Raw genomic sequence first — 24,228 nt, forward strand, 5'->3', positions numbered from 1 at the left:
ATCATAACTCCTTTAAACGTTCCCCTGTCTTTCGCAACCAGGAGGTCGAGGTCTGCGTCCGTCGATTGAAGACGTGATGTTGAAAGTAGAATATCGTCCCATCGAGATGCCCCAGCTGCGTAGGGAGGAAGGTCAGCAGGATATCCCTTTCTCCCCGGATACACCCAATGAGCAATCGGAACAGACCCGGCGAACCGCGGTGCCCAAGTAGCAGGTTGTAGATGGATCGAACGACCTTCATCGGCCACGATAAATATAGAAGCATCGTGACATCGGCGTTGAATGCTGCATCGCGAATGGCACTTTTTACGACTTGGCCTCTACCTCCCCGGTCGTAGCGCGGCCCTGGGTAGTGCAACACCTGAATCGCTGGATCGTAAATCAAGGAATACCCCATTCTCCGAATTCGTAGACAGACGTACACCTCGTTGTGAACCTGTGCGCCATCTCCACGCAAGAATTTGGGGAATTGAACCAAGCATGTGCGAAAGGAGGCATTCGCGCCTTTCAGAACATCGACCTTTCGAACGCCCGCGCATCCTACATGGTGGTTGCCAATGAGCTTTCCATACCAGGTCAAAACCCCCACCCGCGAAGCCGCTCGCAGAGAACGAAGGCCGTGAATGACATCCCGTCCTCCAACACCACCCACCGACGGGTCTTTGTAATACGAGACAATTTTCTCGAGCCAATTCGGCTCCGGTATCGTGTCGTCATCTGTATAGGCGACAATCTCGCTCGTGACCGCGTATGTGCCCATGCGAAGCGCGGCGACCTGGCCCGGCTCCGCGACGAGTGCCAAGCGCTTCTGATAGCCACGCGTCATCAGTTCCCAATCCCGAACAGCTTCGATGGAGTCCGCGTCCGTCGTTCGACAGACCACAATGACTTCCTTCGGAAGCCAGGTCTGCCGATCAATCGCCTCCAAGCACTTCGTGAGGCTCTGCGGCCTCTGATAGGAGGGAATGACAACCGAGATACTAGCCGACTGATCCAAAGTGGCCTTGTCCAATCCAATTCCGTTTGGCTCGCAGGTATCTTGCATCGAATTTCTTCCTTGTGATATGGCGTTGTGTTTCGTTTCCATACAGTTCTTCATCGCATTCATTGTACCGAACAATACGTTCTTCATCAAGAACATTATCACTGGACACTCATTGCCGGAAACACTACTGTTCTGTATAATGAACAATATGTTCTCTATATCGTGTGAGAAGGTGGATTCTTGTCTACGAGTGTTCGTGTTGCGTTAGATTGCAGTTTATCGCGAGGCGGCCTCGGTCGAGGCGGAAATCGCTTCGCACGGGCTGTCGAAGCGGCCGTCGATCTACTTTGTTGTCACGCTAGTTTCAACCAAACCATCGACGTGGTGAAATTCGACCTGGTTCACTGGCAGCGAAAAGCGGATGAAGGTGGATCTCCTGTCCGTATGTCCAGATTACCAGGACCTGTGAAGCGCGCATTATGGGACAAGGGGACAGGATGGAGACTTGGAGCCCTCGGCACTCGCTTCATCGGACTTCCGGACGTGGTGCACACCGTAGAGTTCCGGTTAGTGCAACTCGCCGGATCGAGATCTATCTATTCTCTATTTGATTTGCCCTGGATACGGGGGGCCAGCCATGCGGAAGGACTGCGCGCGACAATTGAAAGTTCCCTACAACGTGCGGATGTCGTCCTGGCTGTCAGCGAATGTACGAAGGATGACGCAATGACGTGGGGACTGCCGGAGTCACGCATCAGACAGATCTATCCAGCCATCGAACCTGTGTACCTGGAGAGTCCCAAGAAGCCGCGCCCTGCAAGCATCACGGGTGATTTCCTCCTTTTTGTCGGTTCCTGTGGTTCGCCCAACAAAAATTTCAAACGGCTCTTACTCGCCTTAGCGGAATCCTATCTCGATATTCCGCTCGTCGTCGTCGGTCCACATGATCCTTCTCCTTACCTGCATGAGGTACACGTACACGTGCCCGTCGTGTATCTCGGTCACGTATCTGAGGAGACGCTCCTTTCGCTCTACGATCACGCCACCGCCCTGTTGTTCCCCTCCCTGTTTGAAGGGTTCGGTTATCCAATCGTCGAGGCGATGGCTCGCGGATGTCCTGTATTGACATCGAACATTGAGGTGATTCGGGAAGTGGCGAACGATGCAGCTGTATTTGTGAATCCTTTAGAGATCGACGACATGATTCGTGGACTTCTAGAAATTACTGACCATTCGGTAATCAATCCATTGATTCTACGCGGGCGCAAACAAGCCACAAATTTCTCATTGCAACGATTGGCCAGTAGCCTGTTATCGGTTTACACAGAGTAAAGTTCACATCATTTGGTCCAAACGACCAGCGGCACGAATGACAACGGGGGTTGAACGGTTTGATTCTAAACAAGACGAAGAGCCGACTCGCGAAAAAGGTACTGAGGATGGTCAGTGAATGGAGTGCACTAGGCGATTCAGAGACTCGCCAATTTGGTAACAATGTACGTGTGAGCCCAAATGTTCTCGTGGACAAGTCTGTAACCATCGGGCCAAACACCTACATCAACGGTCCAGATACACAAGTGTTTTCGGGAACCATCGGAGCGTTCTGCTCCATCGCCTGGGGCGTGACAATCGGTCCAGATGAGCACCCGATTCGAGCGGTGTCTACCCACCCGTTTTGGTACGATGAAACGGAATGGTGCCCAACCGAGGCACAATGGAAACAACAAAAACCTGTTCCCTTCATCGGGAATGACGTTTGGATAGGATGTAATGCAACGATAACACGCGGGGCAATCATTCATGACGGCGCGGTGATTGGTGCGGGTTCGATAGTCCTTGGGGAGGTCCCTGCTTACGCGGTCGTTGTTGGATGCCCGGCCCAGGTCATCAAGTATCGATTTCCCGAAGCCGTTCGCAACGCCATCCGGCAATCCAAATGGTGGGAATGGGATGAGGCAACGTTATTGTCGCGTTTAAATTGGTTTCAAGACCCGTACGAGTTCTTAAATCGGGTGAACTCGCAGGTGGCGTCAAGCCGTGCTTCAGACTGAGTACATCCCGGACCTCTTGATCATTGCATCGCGCGGACATCACCGCGTTACGCCTGCGCCTCCGTTCGTTCAAACTTCTTTGGAACGCAGGCTCATCAACGCGACAAACACCACTAAAATCAACAAAATCTCTTGCACAAGTGCGTTCCCCAAGTAGAGTGACAGCTCACATACTAGAAGTGAGGCGAGCCATACGGCGCATGCACTCGTTATATAAAGTCTCCTTGATTGAATCCGAAACGTGTGAAACGTCTGATTGCCGATGATCGCCCCAATTAGGACCAGTGGTGGGAATACAATTTCATAGCCTAATTTGCTTAAAGGTATCATGTCACCGGTGAGCGGCGAGAACAAAAGCCCGATAACAATCAGAAGAGGAAGCAGTGTCTTGCCGTTCTCCACCTTACCTTTCGAGAGTGTGACGAGAATATACGGGATGAAGGCCAATAGAATGACGTAGTCTTGATTAAATGAATACGTTGCAGTACTTAAGGTGAGAAGAATCGCTGTGGCCACATCTTTGAGGGTATTTGCAAAATGCGACCTTCTCCAGAACAGAAACGCCATTACCAAATTGATGACTTCCCACAACGCGGTTAGGGCACTCACTGCCGGACCTTTGACAAAGCTCCAAACAATGTGTGTAAATGTAATTTCATTAGGCAATCCAAAGGCCTCACGTTGAGCATGTGGCAACACCGTTCTCACCCATTCAACGAGGTACGATAGATAGGGGATGGACACCGCGAATAAAAATGCCCCTCCAGAAAGCATGCCGAGAAACAATTGAAAATCTCGTTTCATCACGGATCTAAGTACATAGTACACTGCAACGCCGACAATTAAGTGGGGATTTACACCTCCGATGCAAAGGGAAAGGCCGGCGAGGAAACTCCGCCCCGACTCGAGCAAGTACATACTCAAAACAATCCCCAGCAATACCAGGGCGTCCGTCTGTCCATTGCCAAACATGAAAATGATGGGGTTGAACGTGAGCACGGCAAACGCAATGGCGAGATAACCAAATCTCTGTTTAACTTTACTCATTTTCAACAGCAAGCCTAGTACGAACAGGATGATCAACAGTGAAGCGAAGTTCCAAATCAATTTGGCACTGTGTATTCCTAATAAACCAAGTGGACTCTGTAACTCAGCAAGAAATATTGGACTAAAATATTCTAACCCATTCGATCCGCTGGGAAAGACGATTTGCCAAGATTCTGGCTTGTATGGGTCGAGCCCTAAATCGAGTGCCCGGGCACCGGTCCAAAACATCTGGAAATCGCCTAATCCACGAACCGTTTTTGCGAATTTCAACAAAAAGGCAGCCACCAGGGAAATGCCCAACAAGACCAAAATACAGATATGTAGAACGTTTGCCTGTCTCTTTCCCACGGATTGTATCGTGGAGCTGCGCAATCCTATCAAGTGAGCCACCCCATTTTGAAATTCGTAAACGACACATTTCATGTCGGACCCAATACGCGCATACTTGCCTAAGATGTTCACCGTCTACAGTGCGGCGACATTGAGCACCCGACCTTGAATCGAGGCCAAATCGGCATCCACCATCATCGTGACTAACTCCGGAAATGAAACTCTTGGTTTCCAGCCGAGTTTCCTGACCTTTGTCGCATCTCCGAGCAGGACATCCACCTCTGCCGGCCGAATGAGAGCGGGATCGACATATACGTAGTCTTGATAGTTGAGTCCAACGTGATGGAAGGCGATTTCCAAAAGTTCCCGAACAGAGTGGGTTTCACCGGTTGCGACGACATAGTCTTCCGGTTTGGACTGTTGGAGCATCCGCCACATCGCATCGACGTAGTCCCCGGCAAATCCCCAGTCGCGTTTCGCGTCCAAATTGCCCATCGCGAGCTGTTCTTGAAGTCCTGCCTTGATTCGGGCCACTGCACGCGTGACCTTACGAGTGACAAATTCAACGCCTCTTCGCGGCGACTCATGATTAAACAGAATTCCAGAGCAGGCGTACATTCCATAACTCTCTCGGAAGTTCACCGTGATCCAATGTCCATATACCTTCGCTACTGCATAAGGACTTCTTGGGTAAAACGAGGTGGTTTCCCTCTGCGGAACCTCTTGTACTTTACCAAACATCTCACTGCTGGAAGCTTGGTAGAACCGGGCATCTGGTTTCACTCGGCGGACGGCCTCCAACAAGTGCGTGACGCCGATGGCCGTAATGTTCCCGGTGAGCGTAGGCTGGTCCCAAGAAGTGGCCACATACGACTGCGCTGCGAGATTGTACACTTCGTCTGGATTTGATCTCAAAACGGCCTCTATCAGTGAGCCGGGATCCGTCAAATCCCCAAATACCCACTCAATTTCCTTTTCAATGTGTTGTACATTCTCGAGGTTGGGCAGACTTGTCCTCCGCTTCAAGCCATACACCTTATACCCCTTCGACAACAATAATTCAGCCAAGTATGAGCCGTCTTGTCCTGTAATCCCTGTGATCAACGCATTTTTCATGAGGAATCCCCTCCAAATTATTTGAATGTTGGCCAGTTCCCCGGCATGGACAACCCAGTGTCGCGCTATGCGGTCACCTGTTCAATCACGGTTTCGTACGCCAGCAACTGTTGCCTTACATCAAAATGCTCCCTTACGTACTGCCTAGCACAATCGGTCATTTCCTCAATCTCCGACGCGTGAAGCGAACAAAAATATCGAATTGCCTTGGCCAAATCGCTTCCATTCCCCGGTTCAAAATCGAGACAAAGTCGATGCTCGAGCGCCCAATCCGGAAGGGCGGATCGGGATGCCAGGACCGGTATCCCACTCAACATCGCCTCCAATAGAACCATGGGTGTCCCTTCATAAAAGGTGCTGGATAAAACGAACAGGGTACCCTCTTGAAAAAAACCTTGTACGTCGCTGACTTCGCCCACAAATTTGACTTGCCGTCCCAAGGACAAATCATCTCTCAGCTGTACCCAATGACTTCGATATCTCCCCTCCCCGCCGACGATGACCTGATGATTGCAGTCATCGATCAAATGTACAGCCTGGAGAATCGTACCCACGTCTTTTGCTACGTCATCCAAGCGAGAGAGGCTCAAAATCACCTGTTGCCCGCTCGGTGTCGATCTTCCATCGAGGCCAGTGGAGAACGTCGACGGCAATCCGTTGCCGATGTAGTGGACGCCTTTGGAGCGACTCAGTGTCCGTTCGATCTGAGACTTGAAGTTTTCTCTCACCACGATAATCTGTTGTGAGAACTTTTTCATAAATAGATTTGTCATTCTCTCGCGAAACTGAATGCCTGGTAAAAAAAGTGTTCCATCGTGAATCACCGCGATGAAACCGGGCCGGCACCGCCAAGCGAACAACAAGTGATAGATACCCAACCAGAAATACCACGAGGTTTTATGAGCGACCAGCACATCGTACTGATGTGCATGGCGAACCAACCAGCGAAGGCGTGACAATCGGGTTCGCTCCACCGACCGATAGTTTCCTTTGCCAAGTCGGTTGCTGAGCGTCTGGGTTCGTTCCTGATTCACATCGGCGATGATGACGTCGTGTTGATGTCGGCCGAACTCGCGCGAGCACATAACAAGGTGATATAGCATCGTGCTAACGCCTCCAAAGTCGTCCGATGTCAAATGCCCGACCCTCATAAGCCATTCCCCCTCGTCAGTTTGTTCGTTGAGTCATGCGGTGATAGTCCAGTAGTTCTCGTAAGGCCTGCTCAAAATTTGCAATCCATGAGGCAACACCGTAGGGTTTCGAGAGCGAGATTAAGTAGGCTGCGTCGTTCAACCGCAAGGCGCCGCTGCCTAGGCCTTGAAGAATACATGAAAGTGCGTGCGGATCATTTGAACGAAATTTCCAGCCGGCTCCTCTTCCAACGACGACATCCTGTAACGCGGTCTGAGTATCACTGATAATGACCGGAACGCCCCTCGCCAGTGCCTCGACGAGAACCAAACCAAACCCTTCGTGTGGAGATGGCAGAACGAGTGCTGAAGCATCGTTGACGCAGGCCCAAGGATCCCTTTGCCAACCGTGCCAAGTTACACGCTCAAAAGGGATATCAAGACTGCTCTGGAGCTCGCGCAACTCGTTGCGATAAGGACCGTCGCCAATGATACTTAGGTGCCAGTCGATGTCGGAGGATAATTTCGAGACGGCTGTCAGTAATACGTCGATTCGCTTTTCCTGTGCAAGTCGACCGATGAAGACGAAGTGTGGCGAATCCAGACTCGAACGTCGGACAGGGTGTTCTGGAAGAATGACAGGGTTGTGTACGATGCGAATCTTCTCTGTATTCACGGTACTGGCCAATCTATCGGAATTGACCTTTGATATCGCGAGATGGCAGTCGGCGTGTTGCAACCACTTTGCCGCGGAGTCATCGATATGGGTGTGTACCCAACTCGCAAGGAGTGGTCTGTGCCGCCGCCCATGCACGGTTTTGGCCAACTGCATAGACTTCAACCAGTAGGGAATATCGACCAGGACGATGTCTGGGCGTATGCGCAACAGCAATTGCACGCAAACCGCGACCCGCCTCGCTTTCCAAGTTACCCCATTCTCCTCCATTCCAAGATCCATCGGGGACCAGTTATACCCCTTGAGCCACTCCGTGCTCTGTACCCCCGTTTTATCGAGGGCAATAACGACTTCGTGACCCCTTGCTCCCATCTCCTCTGTGAACAGTTGGACAACTTTTTCCACGCCGCCAAACCCAGTTGCCCAGCCTAACATCAAGAGTATTTTCACTCCTTCTCACCTCCACTCATCGGCTCGCCTGTTATGCGAAGAGTGCCCGCAACCTACCTTTACTTGCGGTCCAAAGACTTGTGATATCCGTCCACATCGGGATCAGATCCCTGATTTTTCCGCCTAATTTCATCCAGAACAAGATACAAATCGCAAAGTCGAGGACATAGGAGATGCTGTTTGCTACCGCAACACCCACCGCACCGTCTCGCGGTGCAAGCCACCAGATGAGAATCGCTCCAGATACAGCTCCGACGATTTCGCTTACCAAGGCGTATGACGGTTTTCCTGCAGAAAAGAAACCTTGGTAGAGTATTGCGATGAGTCCTGAAAACACGGCGACTGGTGCGAGTCCAACCACAATCGGATACGCAGCAACATAGTTTCGTCCGTACATCACTCGAAGAACTTCTGGAGATAAAGTGATTACACAGAAAATTGCAGCGAGTGCCATCAGTGTGTACAGGCGAAATGCTTTATTCCCTTTGTTCGTAATTTCCTCCGAGTCAGACTGGGCCATCGTCGGATAGAACACCGTCGAAAATCCGCCGATTAATGAGCCAAGAACACCTAGCGAAGAATTGGATACTCCATATAGTCCAATCTCACGTTGGCTGAGCCACAAGGTGCATATCATTTGGTCTAACCGTTCATTAAATAAGCTGGAAAGCGACGGTAAGAAGTAGGCCAACGACTTGGACATAAATTGTGGGACAGCTGGCACTTCCTCCGTTACCGCAGTGATTTCCTTTTGCAGTTGCCGGATGGTCACCGCGACACAGAGAAGTGACGCCATCAAACTCGTACCATTGAGACAGGTCAGGTAAGAACTCAGATTTAAGTATTTGCAGGCTGCCAAGATCACGATGCCAAGTGTTGAGGAAACAGACTGGATGAGACGTAGTCTGTTGTAGACGGCTACGTTTCCGCTCGCCAATAAATATGTAGTCGCAATGCCATAGAGGGTGCCGATTGGCAACATCGCCAAGCCGATACCAGCCCACAGCAGTGCGGTATGCCCCAATCGATGCATTGGATACCAAATGAGGAAACCGCCAATCACACTGGAGACAAGGATGGAGCAGAGCCCGATCATGAGCGTTCGTCGGAACAATTTCCGCCGGTCGACGTTGCCATGGTAGTACCAGACAAACGCTTGGTTGATGCCGAGCCCTGCCAAATACCCGATCATATCCACCCATGAACTGATGGCATAGTATACTCCCTTTTGTGAAGGCCCGAGAAATCGCGCAGTGAGTATGCCTGTCAACAAGTTCATGCAAAGGATGGCGTAATTCATCACCGTGACATCGAAAACACGCGCGAATAAACTTTGCTGACGCGCTCTAAATGTGCCTCGCATCATGCTGAAAGGCCCCAATCCTGATTGAATTGACAACCGTCGACCTACCCTCCATGACCCACTCGTATCCTGCGAGTGTATCGCGAGCTGCCAAGGACCATGTGTATTTGTTCCTCACATACTCACTGAGTTCATGATTGGGACACGGTTTAGAGGAAGCACGCCGCAGTGCCTGTGCAATGCTGTCGACCGAAAATGGATTGCAATACTCGGCGAAGTCGCCAAAATACTCCATCGCCGAACCAATGTTGGTTACGACGACATTTGCGCCACACGCGGCTCCCTCTAAGAGTGCTAGTCCGGGCGTCTCACGCATACTGCTAAGGACCACGACTCGTGCCCGATTATAGTGACTCACCAGTTCCTGGTGAGTGAGTTTCCCTTTCCACTCAACCAGACCTTTCTCATCTAAAGCGTTACAGTAAGTTTGGTAGGACCTGTCTGGTGCCTGACCTACGATGACCAGTGGCGTGTCCAATTGTTGAACGGATTGAATCAATCGATGCACATTCTTCGTTCGATCTACGAGGCCCACAAACAAGATGGGGATGTCCCGCTGGCCAGTGAGGTTCGTAATTCTGAACAGACTTTCATCAATGCCATTTCTCACGGCCACATACGGGATGTTCTTCCCGGCCAGTCGATTGATTTGCTCTGCCTCGCCGGGAGAATTCGGCAATGTCAAATCTGCCTTGCGACAGACGAGCGCTCTCCTACGATTTGCTTGATAGATTCGCATCCGATACAACAACATAAACGTCGCACGGGCCATTGTCGGATTGATGCGCGCCAAGGTCGACCAACGCGGCTGTCGTCTCTCCAACGTCGACAACCAACCTTCTTGTAGCATCAGTTTGTCAAAGTCCCACCATATAGGAGATAAAACGACTTTTGCCCCTAAATGTTTTGCTCGCAAGACTTCCGACAGCGCAAATTGATCATCCTGGATCCCGACAATATGGCAAATGTCGACTCGTTCTTCCAACTGCTCTGCCGAATTCGCCACCGTGACATCCACACCTAAGTCTCGCAGACTTGCAATCGTCTGATTCATTTGGACATGGCCACCTCGGACATGCCCCTCGTGATTGGTCGGCATGAGAATTGCCACTCTCATAGAGTCTCCCCCCCAACATCTAGAAGTTCTCGTTCACCGTCCAAACTCCGAGACTGAACCGCACCCGCCAAGAGGCTTTGTAATTTTTGTCTGATTCTCTCGTCTGAGTACATCTCCGCATAGAGTCGTCTGCTTCCCTGTGCTAATTTGTTTCGGAAGTTCGGATCGTGCCAAAGCTTGATGATCACATCTCGAATGGCTGTGGCTTCCGACTTCACAAAACAGACGTTCTGTCCATGAATAAACTCCGGGTCCGTCTCATGGCCATCCACGGCGACCAGCGGTCGACCGCTTTTCAAGTACGCGGCGACAACGGTCCGCCGTCCTGAAGGCCCGCTTCCAGCCATGTGAAAATTCACAAAACTCCCGGCCAATGTTGCGCCCAATTCCTCGTCCTCCACAAAGCCTCGAATCAGCACTCTATCCTCGAGCTTCCACGTCGCGATATTGGATTGAATGCGTTGTATCCGAAGAGCCTGTTTATCAAACGCCCCCATAAGCACCAGGCGCAGGTCAGGAATGTCCTGGGATACACTGTAAAAAGCGGACACCAATTTCTCTAACTTTTGGTCTTCCGACAATGTTCCAAACCAAGTGATGTATGGCGCAGGCGAACAATCGGTCAATTCGTGACTGCCTCGTCCGCTAATACATCCAGCCGGTACCCTAGATACCTTGTTCCCAAAGAACCAACGCCATCGTCTGGTCAGTGCCCTGTAGCGAAAATCATTGGTCACAATCACCCTGTTACTGCCCAGCCCGATAAGCAGCAGTTGGATGCGGTGAAACAATCCACTCAAAAGTCTTTTGGGATTCAAACTCCAGTCGTACTTCAATTCATGTAAAAAAGTAACCACAGACGTTCGATATCCAAACCGCACCCACAACGGCAGGATGGATGGAAGAATGGCCACTCCGCTGTGCCCCCACATATGCGGCACGTACTGAAAGATGAGGACGGTACGTTTGGATGATTCTCGGCAAATGGCCTTCAAAACCCTATATAAGTGCCAAACCGAATGAAACTCTATCAACGGGCCTTTCACCAGTTGGGCATCGCGCATTTGTTTCGCGTTTGATTCGCAGATGATCACGACCTCATCGTAAAATTCCTCGAGTAAGTCTGCTAAATATGCCGAGTGATGCGCTAGCCCGTTTTCGAGAGGCGGGAAATATTTTGTCACAATCACTAACCGAGTCTGCATGTGTCAACCTCATTCTAATTTCAGCGTCTGTTGTCCACGGCTCATTGCAACGTTCCTATTCACTCTCTCTCATTGTTCATTATAAAGAACACTAAGTTCTTTGTAAAGACCTACAACCTATCACATCGCAGGGAGCGTTCATAGATTTGTGTGAGCGCTCAGTGTTTGTGCATCTTCGCGTGATGTGCGGACGACAATGTGAGGATTGGTTTTGTGAGGAATACCTCTCGTTGGCTGACGTGGGGTATTCGTGGAGCCTGGCGTTCCAGGTAGCTGACGAACAACCAGACCAGAGAGGCGGTCGAATACAGTTCTCCGTTCACCCATTGTCCGGCATTTGCTACAAAAATCCCAAGTACACCAAGGGCCAACGTTTTTCGGGAGTGGGCCTGGCGAAAAGCTTCAATTGCAACGAAGACGAGCAGGATTAGATAGACGACACCTCCAACCGCGCCATCGGACACAAACATATTGCTAACGTCAACTTCTGTACCTCCATTTGCGGAACCAAACTTGCTTCCAGCGGTCGTTGTACTCCCCAATCCATGACCGATAGGCATTTTGAAGCCGTCTAAGATTCCAGAGAACAGGCTTCCCGAGTGCCCAGCGAGGCTTGAATCCTGCGAATTCAATGGATTGGCCAAGCCTACGACGACGTGCGTGACCAATGGGTTACTCGTATGCATATGCGCGATTTTAATGTACACAAACGTCAACACAGTCCCTAATAAAATCCCCATCACGACTCGCCCACGTACGGTTCCAGCGTGCATGATGGTCATTATGACAATGGCCGTTGCAGCCGTCACAATGGTACCGCGCGCCGACGCCATGATAATCGCATACCCCATAATCCCCGTACCGACAACTCCAATGACCTTCATCGGAGTCCGCCCCTTGAGGACGTACAGCCAGCCAATCGCTATTCCAGTCGCAAGGTATTGACTGTACTCCTGTCCACTCGAAAACGTGGAAAACGCGCGAATCAATCCGTTTACGTTGAGTGAAGTAATATTCACGATGTCCACCCATTGCTGTTCGAAAGGAAAAAATCCGTAAAAGGTCTGCTTCAAGCCGTACAAGGACACAAGGACGCCGATCACAAAGACGGTACCCATGATTCGTTTCAGCCAGCGCTCGTCCACGTATTGGCGACCTAGAATCAACCAAAACAGGGGGACTACATAAAAGATGACTCCGCCTAATCCGACGGACAATCCCCCCTGTTTCGGATTGGCTGCCTGCAGCAGATCAATGAAAATCAGCCAACGGGTCAATCGGAATATTCTGGTATCGTCCACGATAGGCTTTCTCATAATTGTAAAACCAAAACGAGCCTAGAAACAAGATTACCCCTGGCGCAACGATGACGAGTGGGTCGAGTGCCCCCCAGCCGGCTAGGGGAATTAAAGCCCTGCGAAGAAGGGCCATGACGGGCAAATACAGCGTGAGTAAATACATACTGAGCGCTGGATTGCTCGCCCCTAGACCGATCAACAAGAGGATTAAACCGATAAAAATCAAGAGCTTTATCCGACTCGGGTCGAAAATCTCATGTCCTATCCCATAGGCTCCGACCGCAGCGAACATTCCCCCAATGAGCGCGCGGACAAACGGTATAGACCAAAATCTTTGAACCATACAAATCCTCCATTACAAGGCTTGACTCACCCAGTTATCTATCCGATTTGCCATCGCATGCGGTGAAAAGGATTCCCCTCGGATTGGGTTTTGCTGATTTGCCCGTTCTCGTGCCACTGGTTGCAAAAATGGTTGAATCGCCAGGGCCATCTCCTCGGGCCTAGGGTTACTTGAGACGACGGTGCCAACGGTGAAGTCGTCGATGATCTCCTCGGGTCCTCCGCCAGCGCACGCGATCACCGGCTTGCCTGCAAGAAGTGCCTCAACGAGCGAAATTCCAAACGGCTCTCCTCGGCTGGCCAAGACGAAGATGTCCATCGCCTGTAGCCAGTCCCCGACGTTTCTTTGTTCACCTGCAAATACGACCGCATCCCCCAAGAGTTCGTTGCCCAGTGCATGAAGTTCGTCGGAGTACCCTTTCGACAGCCCATGACTTTCCCCACCTACCACCAAAGCACGAACTTCTGGAAATTCGCGATGCAGGATGGCGATGGACTGCAAAAACAGATCTACTCGCTTCCATGGCTGCAATCTCGCTACCGTCCCTATGACGATCCCGCCATGGTCACCTCGCAACACGCTCTGGCGAATTTTCGTCACTTCACTGGGTTCATAGGACAGTCGAGGGGTTCCGGGATGAATGGAGGTCGCATCGATTGAGTTACGCAGCGTACTTTGAAGCGCTCGACAGGCAAGCTCGCTCGAACAAGCCAGTCCTGCGGGGCGGTTGAATTGTAACATCCACCTGTCGAGACGGCCTAAGAGGGAGGGGATATCATGACGCCACACGAACAACGGGATTCTCCTCTGTTTTGCCGGAAGCGAGACATAGATACCCGCTTTTGGCATCCAGGCGAGGGCTCGGTCAATTTTCCAATTGTCCAACAACTTTCCAATTTCGTATTGAGCTCGCACGAGGCGACCAATTTCCCTTACTCGGCCGGCCGTGATTACCGAGACTGGATAGCCCATCTTCCTCGTGGCTTCCGCGAGTCCCCCCGGACTTAAGAAGAGTACATGCAGATTTACTGTTGCGTTTCCCGGGCGCGAGGCAAGATATGTGTACAACATCTTTTCAGCTCCGCCGCCAAATTCCCCAAGAGGCATCACGACTAACACGTTCATCTAGTTCACCTTTTTCAGAATATGTGATTTATGAACACAGTCCTAGCGGTGGACAAACGCACGATAATGTTCTATATAAAGAACAACTAAGCACAGTATACGCCATATCAACCACTTTAGGAAGGCAAAAATCATGATTTGACCCCGAACAAGCAGCAACGTGACAAGATGTACTCGGTTATTGTCCCAAGCGTCAATTGTTAGCAATAACGCACGAAATCGTGCTATTCTATATTAAGAATGTGAATGTTCTATTTAAAGTTCCATATATAGTGCCCCTACTCGCCATAATAGGAGGAATCCCTGACGTGTTTGGACGATTAAAGACCAAACTGATGCATGCAATCGATCGTACAGTGTGGAAGGAGGAATTCATTAAACGCCGCGAATACAGAGAAGGCGTGTGCAGATATCCTGACTCCATCGTCGGGAGACAGAATTTCCCGGGGGATCACCTCAACAGAAGGGGAATATTGGTGATTGCTGCGCACCCGGACGATGACGTTCTAGGCGTGGCCACCACTTTGATTCGGCATTCAAAAAGCGGGGATCCAATCACGATTGTATTCACCACCAATGGTGCGGGTGGCGATTGGAAACGTTCGGTTGCGAACCAACGTGCATATGCCGAGCTGCGGTATTCAGAAGCATGTGAAGGGCTTGCGCTTCTTCACATCCCACCGTCAAACGTCATTAGCCTCGGCTTCCCCGATGGTGGATTGCACCGCTATATCCAACCTCTTACCGCAGATTTACTGTCCCTGCTCAAAACGATTCGTCCAACTCGCATTTACGTCCATTCCATCGAAGGAGGGCATATCGATCACGATGTAACCAGCTTTGTGGTTCAATTCTTATGCCGTCAGTTGGCGTTATCTGAAGTGTATGAGTGGGCAGAGTACAATCGAGAATCGCCACTCGGGACCTCGCAGATCCACTTTCCGAAGGACCCCTTCCTAAACGATCCAGCGTATACTCGGATTCAGCTGACCGAGGATGAACTTTGCACCAAAACAAAGATGCTCAGCAAGCACCAATCGCAGGAGGACGTGATCCGCGCCGCCCCATCGCGCCACTCAGAGGTGATTCGCGCAGCGAACCCCGTACACTCGAAGCAACGGCTCCTGCATTTCGGGAAACTACCGCACAATCGAGTTTCCAGGACGCTCTTTGTATTTGAGCAATTTTCGAAGAATATGCAACTGTAATACAGGGTTTTGTTGACTATCAAAGATGTACCCTTCCACGACAAATCTCCCGTTCCAAGTCGCTTCGCTTGTGACGGGAGATTTGTCGCTTAAAAAACAGGAACGGCTCAACCGCCGATTTTCATGCGAGCCTGCGATTGGGTGTGCGCCGAAGGGTACGTGGTCGCACGGCCTGCGATCTGTTGAAAACATGCCACCAGGTCTCTGGCCACGACGGAGCAGTCAAACAGGCGCTCCGCTTCTTCGCGGGCGAGTTGTCCAATCTGTCGCTGTCTTGTCAGATTCTGAAGATCCTGCACGAGCGCACGTACCGCCCGTTCTAATTCGTCCAGATTGCCCATTGCAAATACTCGACAACAATCCGGACTCACCTCTTCAGCAGCGCCCACTTTATCACTCGTGATGACTGGTAGGCCGCAGGCCAGCGCCTCCCCTACGGTCAATCCAAAAGGTTCATAGTGGCTAGGTTGGATGAGCGCGTGAGCCGAATGATACCGTTCCACCATGTTGGTACCTGCCCCCTGCACTTTTCCGACGAACACGGCGACATTGGGATTTAAACCGCGTAGCAACGCGGTGTAGTCAGACCAAAGGGACTTGTCTCCAATGATTTGAATTTGAATCTGTTCTGATATGTCTTCTAGGCGATGGGACAATTCAACCATCATCTCGACGCCTTTACGGACCGCAATGCGAGAGACAAATAGAAAGACGAGACGATCCCCCTTGTGTTCACGGATGGACGTCTTTGGCACAAATCTCCCCGTATCAATGGGATTGGGGATCACGGTCATCTTTTCTTCTGGAACCGAGTAGTCGAACGCCAATTCGTCACGGAAATTCTTGCTGATGCTAATCACATGTTGTGGATAGCGAATGTGTCTTTGCTGAATGGCGGTACGCATGGTCAACATGAGGCGCGCACCCATGCGTCGAATCCACGATTCCGTCTGTCTCGAGATAGCCGATTCCCGTCGATGCCACCTGAGTTCGCCAGCCGCGTGCACAGATGGGTGCAATATGATAGGGGGAAGTTGCTTGATAAATTTCCGCAAAATAGATAGTTCGATATGGGAAAATTGATAGACCAGATCATATGGACGCTCCTCATGCAGCGCAAGGAGTCGCTTGGCTAGCCGATCTTCGGATCGATAGTTCGCAATTTGGCCCGTGATAAAACACATCAACCCGTTGCGGCTATACCAACGGTCCCACTCCCACGAAGACGCTTGAAAATAGAAGTGCACATTCGATAGGTCGGTTAAACTGGCTGGCAACGCAGATGGTGATCCAGGGAAAAAACAGTCGATCTCTATGTCATAATTGGCGAGTTCCAGCAGCAACTGAGTTGCCACCCCAGTCGCTCCTCCCGTCTCATTGGGCATGGGGCCTATCCACGCAATCCTCACTTTGAAGCCTCCTATAAAGAACATTATTGTTCATTATATAGAACAACAAAACATAATCAAGTCACGGTTGCAGAGACTCGAGGCCATTCTGCAGAGTCTCGCTCCTCTTCCAACAGATCAGTGACAAATTTTGTGAACCGCTGGATTTGCCCTTCCTGGTCAAACATCCCTTCGGCATCGACGATACTTGAACGCTTGTATGCAATTTCTTCGAGCGTCATCTGTGACAGAAGTTGCGTGAGCGCCTCCACGTAATCGTCGCCCCACGGGTACCTTCCTCTTAGGCGCCAGATAAAATCTCCGTGCAAGTCGTATGCCAACGGCAGTTGTCCGCTGACGACCGGAAGCTTAACGGACAAGTATTCACTGATTTTTGTGGTATAACGAAAATTGCCCACCTGGTCCATGGATTGAGGAAGACTCGCAAGATCCATGGCCGCTAAGTAGTCAGGTACCTGTTCTCTTGGAATTCGTCCTGTAAAAATTACCTGATTTTGCCGATTTAGCCGAGCTGCTTCCTCTAGATGAGGTTTCCCATCCCCATCCCCGACAATCAGCACTTTGATATCGGTACGATGGACCTTCTGAATCGCCTTCACCAATTCATACCCATAACAAAACCCGACCTTACGATTCCAACTCAGGGAGCCGACAATTCCAATCACAATGTCCTCGTCTCGGATTCCGAGTTGCTTTCGAATGGCCGTCCGCGCGGATTGAATTTGTACTTCGGTTCGCCGAAACGGCGCCCATCCCGGAACGGTCATTGCCCGGGGAGCTCCGAAGGTCAGTGCTCGGCCAGCCAAGTAAGGAGTCCATCCGACGTAACCTGAGGACTTTTTACAAAGAATCCGTTCATAGAACGTGAATATTGGCTGAAGCAGCGGATGAAATTTGCCGACATACGGACCCACAGCGTCGCCACTGCTCACCACGTAGGGGACATTGCCTACGATACTGCCAAGAATGACGGCGAGACCGCCACCAATACCTGTGCCTTCCATCACAACTAGCCTTGGCTTACGGCGGATTAGGTGGCGAAACAGCGCGTAAGCGGAGCCAAACTTATGACTTTTCTGGAACTGGTAGTGAGTGACTGGAAGATCGCGACAAAGCGTAGACAGTCGCCTCGCATCCTCACTCTCCGCCCCTTGCGTCGCAAAGACCAAAATCTCCGGCTGTTTGTTCAAACTATGCGCGTTCGACATTCCGAACCCCTGCCTTCACTGTTTCAGTCCGTTTCTTGGACTGAGTCGATTCCAGAAGGATCTCTTCGTACAATGCCCGGAACCGATGGTACATCGCATCCCACGTCATTCGTTCTACCCGTTCGCGAACTGCTGTGCGCATTTGGTTCAGGTGCTCGGGATTTCGCAAGAGCATGTCCAAACGACTGACAATGTGCTCGACATCCTGTCGGACAAGATAGCCAGAGACACCGTCCTCGACGACGTCGTTTGCACCCCCTACATCCGTAACGACCATGGCGAGGCCACTTGCGGCCGCTTCTAATACAGCAAGCGAGCAAGCCTCATAGCTGGAAGGAAAGAGAAATACGTCACTCATTTGATACCAGTGTTCTGGATTGGCCTGTCTGCCGGCAAAAATCACTCGATGCCGGACTTCCTCGGAGACAAAATGAAGAAACGCATCCGCGTTGCCAGAACCGACAACGACCATATAGACGTTTGGGTGCAGTACGGCAATCTCATTAAATGCTTGCAGAGCAAACTGCAGCCCCTTTCTTCCCCAATCGCCGCCCATAAACAACAAAAACGTACCGTCTTCGGGCAATCCGTGAATACCGCGCAGCTTTCTTCTTTCAAGGTGTTGAACAGGGTGGAACTTCGTGACATCCACTCCATTTGGAATCACCGTGACCGTAGATTCAGGACACTTGTAAGCCGCTGACAACTCCTGTTTGATGCGACTTGAAACAGCGACCAATCTTCGGGTGCGTGTGGGGCGATAGCAAAAGTTCTCCAACCACAACTTCATCTTGATGCTGATGGCCGAATTGATTCGATGGAAAATTGACTTCGACACATCTCTATCCCCGATACCTGTTTGTACATAGCCGCGATGACAAAAGTGAATCGTCGATACGTCAACTCGGTTGAACACAATCGCGCCCGTAGTATGGACCAAGTTCTGTTTCATAAAGAGCAGGCGAATCGAAGCGCAAATGGAAAACAGCACAATCATCACCGGGAATGGCTTGCGGGGGGTCGGAATACGAATAAATCGCACACCGTCCGAATCTTGCAACTTCATGGTCGACGCCATCACGGTGATGGAGAAGTCGTTTTTGACGCGCGTGATCAATTCCGTCAAGTGTTTCTCCATTCCGCCAATGCCGCCGACGTCATTCGCCACAAAGACAATCTGCCGATTCTTCACTCTCTTACTCCCTTCAAACTCTGTTCCGATACTCGTCGCGCGCTCGCTGAAATGGCTTGCTCACCCCGAGCCTTCCGGCCGAGTTCGCTCGTGAGTGCGGCGTAGGAGCGCTGGATCGTTTGCGCAGTACTTTGAATCGAAAATTGCTCAATCGACCTTCGGCGCCCCTGCGCCCCCAGCCTCTCACGAAGTCCAGCATCGTCAGACATCTGTCGTAGGTATTTTGACATCGAGTCCGTATCTCCGACGTCGGTTAGGAACCCTGTAACGCCGTGGACGACAATTTCCGGGATGCCCCCTTCGTTCGTACCAATCACTGGCTTACCTGCGAGCATCGCCTCAATGACGACCCTACCAAACGGTTCGTTTTCAGAAGGAATCAGGAGCACATCGATAGTCCTCATAATGTTCATGATGTCCTCACGAAACCCCAAGAAGCGCACGCTCTCCTGCACACCAAGCTCCACCGCCCACTTTTTCAGGCGCGTTTCGTAGTCGACATTCTCCTGGCGAAATTTTGGCTCACCGACGATCCACAACTCACTGCCCTGTCTCTCGCTTGCAAACTGCGAAAATGCCAGAAGGGCGTCATGCTGCCGTTTCCACGGTGCGATTTGGCCGACCACGCCCACGATGAATGCGTCCTCTTGGATGTCGAATTGAGGGCGAATAGAGGACCATTTGGTATCACTGGTGTCGATCCCGTTGTACACAATCGTCGCCTTCCCACCCAGTTGCTTGGTGCTGGCAAAGTTATTTCGAATCGCCTTCGAAATGGTGAATACCTCGTCCACGCGGATGGCAGCGACCTTGCGAATCGCCCTTCCAATCGCGTTGTGTGGAAGCGTATCTCGGATATGCCAGACCAATGTCATACGTCGTCCCGCCACCGCCACGATGGAAATGAGGCCCGCGCGAATCGAGTTGGCGTGGATGATGTCGGGTCGCAGTATCTTCAGCGTCCGTCGGAACTCCATGCCGGCCAAGACGGTACCGCATATTCCGAGGAGAACATGGATGGGATTCTTCGTCATTCTTGCTCGAAAGCTGCGAATTGGGCTCACGCGTATACCGGCGGACCTCGCGCGTTCTAACAGTTCCCCTTCCGGGGCCACAAGGATGGTCTCGATGTCTTTAATCTGCGAAATGGTCAGTAAGAGGCTAATCTCTGCACCACTGACATCGCCCGAGTGATTGTAGTACACGACACGGCTAGGTAAACCTGTCGACTGCTTAACCATGACGGTGGGTCTCCTCAACGGATGGAACCAAGGCTGGCCCTTGTCGCTTGCCAATCGCGACGTCAAAGACGTGCCGAATCTGTGGAATCACGGCGCGCCAGGTATAGTGCTGCGCCACGTGGAGCCTTGTTTGACCTCTGTCGGGGAGTCGCTCTGGATGGGACAAAACGTTTCCCAACCCTTCGCGCAAATCGTGGACTGACGAACCGCCAAACAGCAGCTTTTCATCAAAGCGCTCCAAGATCTCCTTTGTCCCGCCAACCGGTGTACCCACAACAGGTGTGCCAGAGGCCATCGCCTCCAGCGTGACCAATCCAAATCCCTCCAGGGCAACGCTCGGAACGACCAGCAAATCCGCCGCGCGGTAGTAGGAAGGCAACTGTTCATCCGCGAGGCGATTTGTAAACCTGACATGGTTCTCCAGGTGTAGATCACGAGTCAACTGCTGCAACTCGTCGTACATTTCCCCGCCACCGACGATGACGAGGAGCACATTGGGAAAGTCGTGACGCAATGCGTCAAGTGCCCGAATCAGATTGCCTAGTCCCATTCTTCTCGCGAGGCGTCGAACCGTAAGAAGAATGAATTTATCAGTCGGCAACTTTAATCGATGTCGCAACGATTCTCGATCCTCCGCATCGTGAAACCGCTCGATATCGACGGCACCCGGGACGATATGAACTCGGTCTTCAGGCACCCCGTAGTGCTCGACGAGCTCGTCTCGAAAATACCGGCTCAGGACGATAAATCGGTCCGATTGCCGATACACCCGCTTTTCAATCGCGCGCTGCATCTGAAAACGAACTTGCGACGAAAGGGATCGGTTGGTCCCGTGTTCCAACTTTGCTTCATACGCCCAGGGTCCGTGGAAATGGGTGACGATGGGCTGCTCCGTCGAGATTCCACCTCCGGCCCATGCGTAGTAGGCGAAATGTGGATTATAAATGTCGAATTTGCCTTGCTTCAGTTCCGCTTGCAAAGCTCTCTTCCATTCCTGCCGAACCTGAACTAGATTGGAGCCACTTCCGTTCACCGCCCGAACATAATCTGGCAAGTCACGCTGTTGCGCCTCGCAGATTCTTACAAGGGCCCTTGAAGATCCATTGGAATTCCATGCCGCCAGGTAGTCTGCAAAGTATCGGTTCAAACCGCCCGGCTGTTCGCTAAACCAGCCCATACCCGTAGCCAGTATGTGCATTCACAACCCCTCCCAAATTGAATAAAACTCGGCCTGCACTTTGTCTATCTCGAGGTGGCAGCAAGCGACGGAGCCGGATGAAACCCGAAATTTTCAAGGACAAAACCCGCTCGTTCAAGGGCCACCGGATCTAGTACATTGCGACCATCGAAGACAAACCGACCGCGCATAATGGTTCCGACACGTATCCAATCTAGCTCCACAATCTCCGGCCATTCCGTGACGACAATCGCAGCGTCCGAATTTTGTAGTGCCACGTACGGATCATCCATGACGCGAACAGACTCTTGCTTCTGCAACCAAAAGCGTGTGACGACCGGATCGTAAAACTGAACCTGCGCCCCGTGGTCGCGCAATCGTTCGCCAATTTCCAGCGCTGGCGACTCCCGGATATCGTTGGTGCCCGGCTTAAACGCCACACCTAAAAGCGTCACGCGCAGGTTGTTCAGGTCGCCAAACCACTGACGAAGTCGTTCGATCGGCTCCGTGCGTTGACGCTGGTTCACTTCGACCACGGCTTTGAGCAGTTTAAAGTCGTACGCTACATCCCCTGCGATGTTGACCAATGCACGAGTGTCCTTTGGAAAACAAGACCCGCCATAGCCTAGACCGGCACGTAAAAACGAGGAACCAATCCGTGGATCCAGCCCCATCCCTTGAGACACCAGTTGTACGTCCGCCCCAACGCGTTCGCAGATATTTGCAATTTCGTTGATGAACGAGATTTTTGTCGCGAGAAACGCATTGGAGGCGTACTTGATCATCTCTGCCGTCGAGCGATTACAAGCCACAATTGGTACGTCGAGCGGGCTGTGAAGTTGTTTCAACACACGCAAGGACTCGTCGTCAGGGACACCGAAGATCAATCGACTTGGTTGTAACGTGTCGGACAACGCGCTACCTTCGCGCAGGAACTCTGGAATCGACACAACCCTGATGTCTCTGCGCCCCATGGTTTCCAGATACGTTTCGATGCTGTGTGCAGTTCCTACTGGGACTGTGCTTTTGGTCCCAATCAAGGCACCCTGTTTGAGCTTGTTTCCGAGTTCTGTAACGACTTCAAACACGCTTGTGAGGTCAGCAGAGCCATCGCTGCGAGGCGGCGTGCCCACCGCAATCAGCGCAATATCAAAATCTGCGCAATCCGAGATCTTGGTGTCAAACCACAGTCTGTGTTCAAGCAATTGCTCTTGTAAAAGTGGCTCGAGTCCATCTTCATAGATGGGGCACTCCCCCATGTTCAGCATGGTAATTTTCTGTTGATCCTGGTCCACGCAGACGACGTCGTGCCCGAAACTGGCCAAGCAAACCCCAGTCACCAACCCCACGTAACCAGTTCCCACAACCAACACCTTCATTGTGATATACCCTCCCCATTGACAACATTCACTTCTGTTGTGACCATCTGTATCCGCGTGGAAGCCGCTTCCTGTAGCGCTCGCCGAATCTTGTCTTCAAATGCCCTCCGACTAAATTTCTCGGCCGCGTGCCGGATTCGCTCAGGTTCCCAGTCGATGGTCTCCGAGCGCTCCAAAGCGTGTACCAATGATTCAGTTGTTTGCTCTGCAAAAAACACCCCATTGACGCCGTCGCAGACAGTGTCGAGCGCTCCCCCCCTTCGATATGCCACAACGGGTTTGCCAAGCATGTTCGCCTCGACTGGCGCGATGCCGAAATCCTCCTCACCTGGGAAAATAAAGGATCTGCAGGCCGCTACATACTGTTCGACCTCTTCATCAGAACGCCACCCGAGAAACGTTACGGTCGACCCAGCGAGAGACTCCAGACGTTGCCTGTCCGGCCCTTGGCCAATGACGATGAGCGGTTTGCCCAAGCGCGTACACGCCTCCACCGCTAAGTCAATTCGTTTGTATGACACCAACCTCGACACAACGAGGAAGTAATCATTCGTGACGGCATTTGAAACTGTGGTTTGTCGCTCTTCGACAGGAGGGTGAACGACGATACATTCTCGCCTGTAGTACCGAGAAATCCGTCCTTGTACTGCGGTTGAGTTCGCAATGAAGTAGTCTACCTTGCGTGCGGACCACGTGTCCCACAACTTGAGCACCGGGACGAGCAACCTCGCCAACGACACCAGGATTTGGTTCTTCGTTTCATTGGCAATGTAGCGGTCATAGTCCCAAGCAAATCGCATCGGAGTATGGCAGTAACAAATGTGAATGGGTCTGCGCTGGTCGCCGCCACCGATATGGACCCCCTTCGCATAGGCGCTGCTGGACGTGAGAACCACGTCGAAATCTGCCAATCGAATTGTTCGAATGGCCAGCGGATACAACCAGAAAAACAATTTAAAATGCTTCACGATAAACGCGTGCCGCTGTAAAAAGCTAGGAATCAAGGTAGCTCCCTGCAACGAGGGCCAGAGCTTTTCTCGGTCGTAGAACAACGTATAGATCGGTGCTTGCGGAAACATCTCGTGCAACACGCCGACGACGCGTTCCGCACCGCCTAACTGGTTCAGGTAATCATGAACAATCGCAATCTTCACGTACTTCCCCCCAGACAGATTGAG

At 51.5% G+C, this 24,228-nt stretch carries 21 protein-coding genes; 3 read left to right on the plus strand and 18 right to left on the minus strand.

Annotated elements, in window-relative coordinates:
- Nucleotide 1: 1 nt before the first annotated feature.
- Nucleotides 2-1,045, minus strand: coding sequence for a glycosyltransferase family 2 protein (locus tag NZD89_RS15925; protein ID WP_268003786.1), 1,044 nt, complete (start codon nucleotides 1,043-1,045; stop codon nucleotides 2-4).
- Between the two features lie 180 nt (nucleotides 1,046-1,225).
- Here NZD89_RS15925 and NZD89_RS15930 point away from each other — a divergent pair, with 180 nt between their 5' ends.
- Both NZD89_RS15930 and NZD89_RS15935 read left to right on the plus strand, forming a co-directional pair.
- The gene (locus NZD89_RS15930) at nucleotides 1,226-2,317 is read left to right on the plus strand and encodes a glycosyltransferase family 4 protein (protein WP_268003787.1); all 1,092 of its coding nucleotides are present in this window, start codon (nucleotides 1,226-1,228) and stop codon (nucleotides 2,315-2,317) included.
- A 59-nt stretch (nucleotides 2,318-2,376) separates the two neighbouring features.
- The gene (locus NZD89_RS15935; protein ID WP_284285531.1) at nucleotides 2,377-3,036 is read left to right on the plus strand and encodes a CatB-related O-acetyltransferase; all 660 of its coding nucleotides are present in this window, start codon (nucleotides 2,377-2,379) and stop codon (nucleotides 3,034-3,036) included.
- 69 nt (nucleotides 3,037-3,105) lie between these two features.
- Here NZD89_RS15935 and NZD89_RS15940 read toward each other — a convergent pair whose 3' ends face one another.
- From NZD89_RS15940 to NZD89_RS15985, 10 genes are all read right to left on the minus strand, one after another.
- On the minus strand, nucleotides 3,106-4,356 hold the full coding sequence (locus tag NZD89_RS15940; protein WP_268003788.1) for a glycosyltransferase family 87 protein: 1,251 nt from the start codon (nucleotides 4,354-4,356) through the stop codon (nucleotides 3,106-3,108).
- Between the two features lie 192 nt (nucleotides 4,357-4,548).
- On the minus strand, nucleotides 4,549-5,529 hold the full coding sequence (gene gmd, locus NZD89_RS15945; protein ID WP_268003789.1) for a GDP-mannose 4,6-dehydratase: 981 nt from the start codon (nucleotides 5,527-5,529) through the stop codon (nucleotides 4,549-4,551).
- A gap of 65 nt (nucleotides 5,530-5,594) precedes the next feature.
- Nucleotides 5,595-6,680 (minus strand): glycosyltransferase family 4 protein, encoded by a 1,086-nt coding sequence (locus NZD89_RS15950; protein ID WP_268003790.1) that lies wholly within the window; start codon nucleotides 6,678-6,680, stop codon nucleotides 5,595-5,597.
- Nucleotides 6,681-6,696: 16 nt separating this feature from the next.
- Nucleotides 6,697-7,785 carry a glycosyltransferase gene (locus NZD89_RS15955; RefSeq protein WP_268003791.1) on the minus strand — a complete coding sequence of 363 codons (1,089 nt, stop codon included), beginning with the start codon at nucleotides 7,783-7,785 and terminating at the stop codon, nucleotides 6,697-6,699.
- A gap of 31 nt (nucleotides 7,786-7,816) precedes the next feature.
- Complete coding sequence (locus NZD89_RS15960) at nucleotides 7,817-9,151, minus strand: lipopolysaccharide biosynthesis protein (RefSeq protein ID WP_268003792.1); 1,335 nt, start codon at nucleotides 9,149-9,151, stop codon at nucleotides 7,817-7,819.
- Complete coding sequence (locus tag NZD89_RS15965; protein ID WP_268003793.1) at nucleotides 9,132-10,265, minus strand: glycosyltransferase family 4 protein; 1,134 nt, start codon at nucleotides 10,263-10,265, stop codon at nucleotides 9,132-9,134. Before NZD89_RS15965 ends, NZD89_RS15960 begins: the two co-directional genes overlap by 20 nt.
- Entirely contained in the window at nucleotides 10,262-11,470 is a 1,209-nt protein-coding gene (locus tag NZD89_RS15970) for a glycosyltransferase family 4 protein (protein ID WP_268003794.1), read from the minus strand. The genes NZD89_RS15965 and NZD89_RS15970 overlap by 4 nt, the downstream gene beginning before the upstream one ends.
- Nucleotides 11,471-11,628: 158 nt before the next feature.
- On the minus strand, nucleotides 11,629-12,771 hold the full coding sequence (locus tag NZD89_RS15975) for an O-antigen ligase family protein (RefSeq protein WP_268003795.1): 1,143 nt from the start codon (nucleotides 12,769-12,771) through the stop codon (nucleotides 11,629-11,631).
- Entirely contained in the window at nucleotides 12,722-13,111 is a 390-nt protein-coding gene (locus tag NZD89_RS15980; RefSeq protein ID WP_268003796.1) for a hypothetical protein, read from the minus strand. Before NZD89_RS15980 ends, NZD89_RS15975 begins: the two co-directional genes overlap by 50 nt.
- 12 nt (nucleotides 13,112-13,123) lie before the next feature.
- Nucleotides 13,124-14,236, minus strand: a complete 1,113-nt coding sequence (locus NZD89_RS15985; RefSeq protein ID WP_268003797.1) for a glycosyltransferase — start codon at nucleotides 14,234-14,236, stop codon at nucleotides 13,124-13,126.
- A gap of 308 nt (nucleotides 14,237-14,544) precedes the next feature.
- Between NZD89_RS15985 and NZD89_RS15990 the strand changes: the two genes are divergently transcribed.
- Entirely contained in the window at nucleotides 14,545-15,444 is a 900-nt protein-coding gene (locus NZD89_RS15990) for a PIG-L deacetylase family protein (RefSeq protein ID WP_268003798.1), read from the plus strand.
- A gap of 107 nt (nucleotides 15,445-15,551) precedes the next feature.
- Here NZD89_RS15990 and NZD89_RS15995 read toward each other — a convergent pair whose 3' ends face one another.
- The 7 genes from NZD89_RS15995 to NZD89_RS16025 are packed head-to-tail and all read right to left on the minus strand — an operon-like array spanning nucleotide 15,552 to nucleotide 24,204.
- On the minus strand, nucleotides 15,552-16,853 hold the full coding sequence (locus NZD89_RS15995) for a glycosyltransferase family 4 protein (RefSeq protein ID WP_268003799.1): 1,302 nt from the start codon (nucleotides 16,851-16,853) through the stop codon (nucleotides 15,552-15,554).
- A 56-nt stretch (nucleotides 16,854-16,909) separates the two neighbouring features.
- Complete coding sequence (locus NZD89_RS16000) at nucleotides 16,910-18,061, minus strand: glycosyltransferase (protein WP_268003800.1); 1,152 nt, start codon at nucleotides 18,059-18,061, stop codon at nucleotides 16,910-16,912.
- Nucleotides 18,045-19,253, minus strand: coding sequence for a glycosyltransferase family 4 protein (locus tag NZD89_RS16005; RefSeq protein WP_268003801.1), 1,209 nt, complete (start codon nucleotides 19,251-19,253; stop codon nucleotides 18,045-18,047). Before NZD89_RS16005 ends, NZD89_RS16000 begins: the two co-directional genes overlap by 17 nt.
- A complete protein-coding gene (locus NZD89_RS16010) occupies nucleotides 19,250-20,494 on the minus strand; it encodes a glycosyltransferase family 4 protein (protein ID WP_268003802.1) in 1,245 nt (414 codons plus the stop codon). Before NZD89_RS16010 ends, NZD89_RS16005 begins: the two co-directional genes overlap by 4 nt.
- Complete coding sequence (locus NZD89_RS16015; protein WP_268003803.1) at nucleotides 20,487-21,692, minus strand: glycosyltransferase family 4 protein; 1,206 nt, start codon at nucleotides 21,690-21,692, stop codon at nucleotides 20,487-20,489. Before NZD89_RS16015 ends, NZD89_RS16010 begins: the two co-directional genes overlap by 8 nt.
- Before the next feature lie 44 nt (nucleotides 21,693-21,736).
- Nucleotides 21,737-23,050: a UDP-glucose dehydrogenase family protein gene (locus NZD89_RS16020; protein WP_268003804.1), complete on the minus strand. Its 1,314-nt coding sequence runs from the start codon at nucleotides 23,048-23,050 to the stop codon at nucleotides 21,737-21,739.
- Entirely contained in the window at nucleotides 23,047-24,204 is a 1,158-nt protein-coding gene (locus NZD89_RS16025; protein ID WP_268003805.1) for a glycosyltransferase, read from the minus strand. Before NZD89_RS16025 ends, NZD89_RS16020 begins: the two co-directional genes overlap by 4 nt.
- Nucleotides 24,205-24,228 lie beyond the last annotated feature (24 nt).

Origin of the sequence: Alicyclobacillus fastidiosus (assembly GCF_026651875.1) — a bacterium.
In the GTDB taxonomy this organism is placed as follows: Bacteria; Bacillota; Bacilli; order Alicyclobacillales; family Alicyclobacillaceae; genus Alicyclobacillus; species Alicyclobacillus fastidiosus.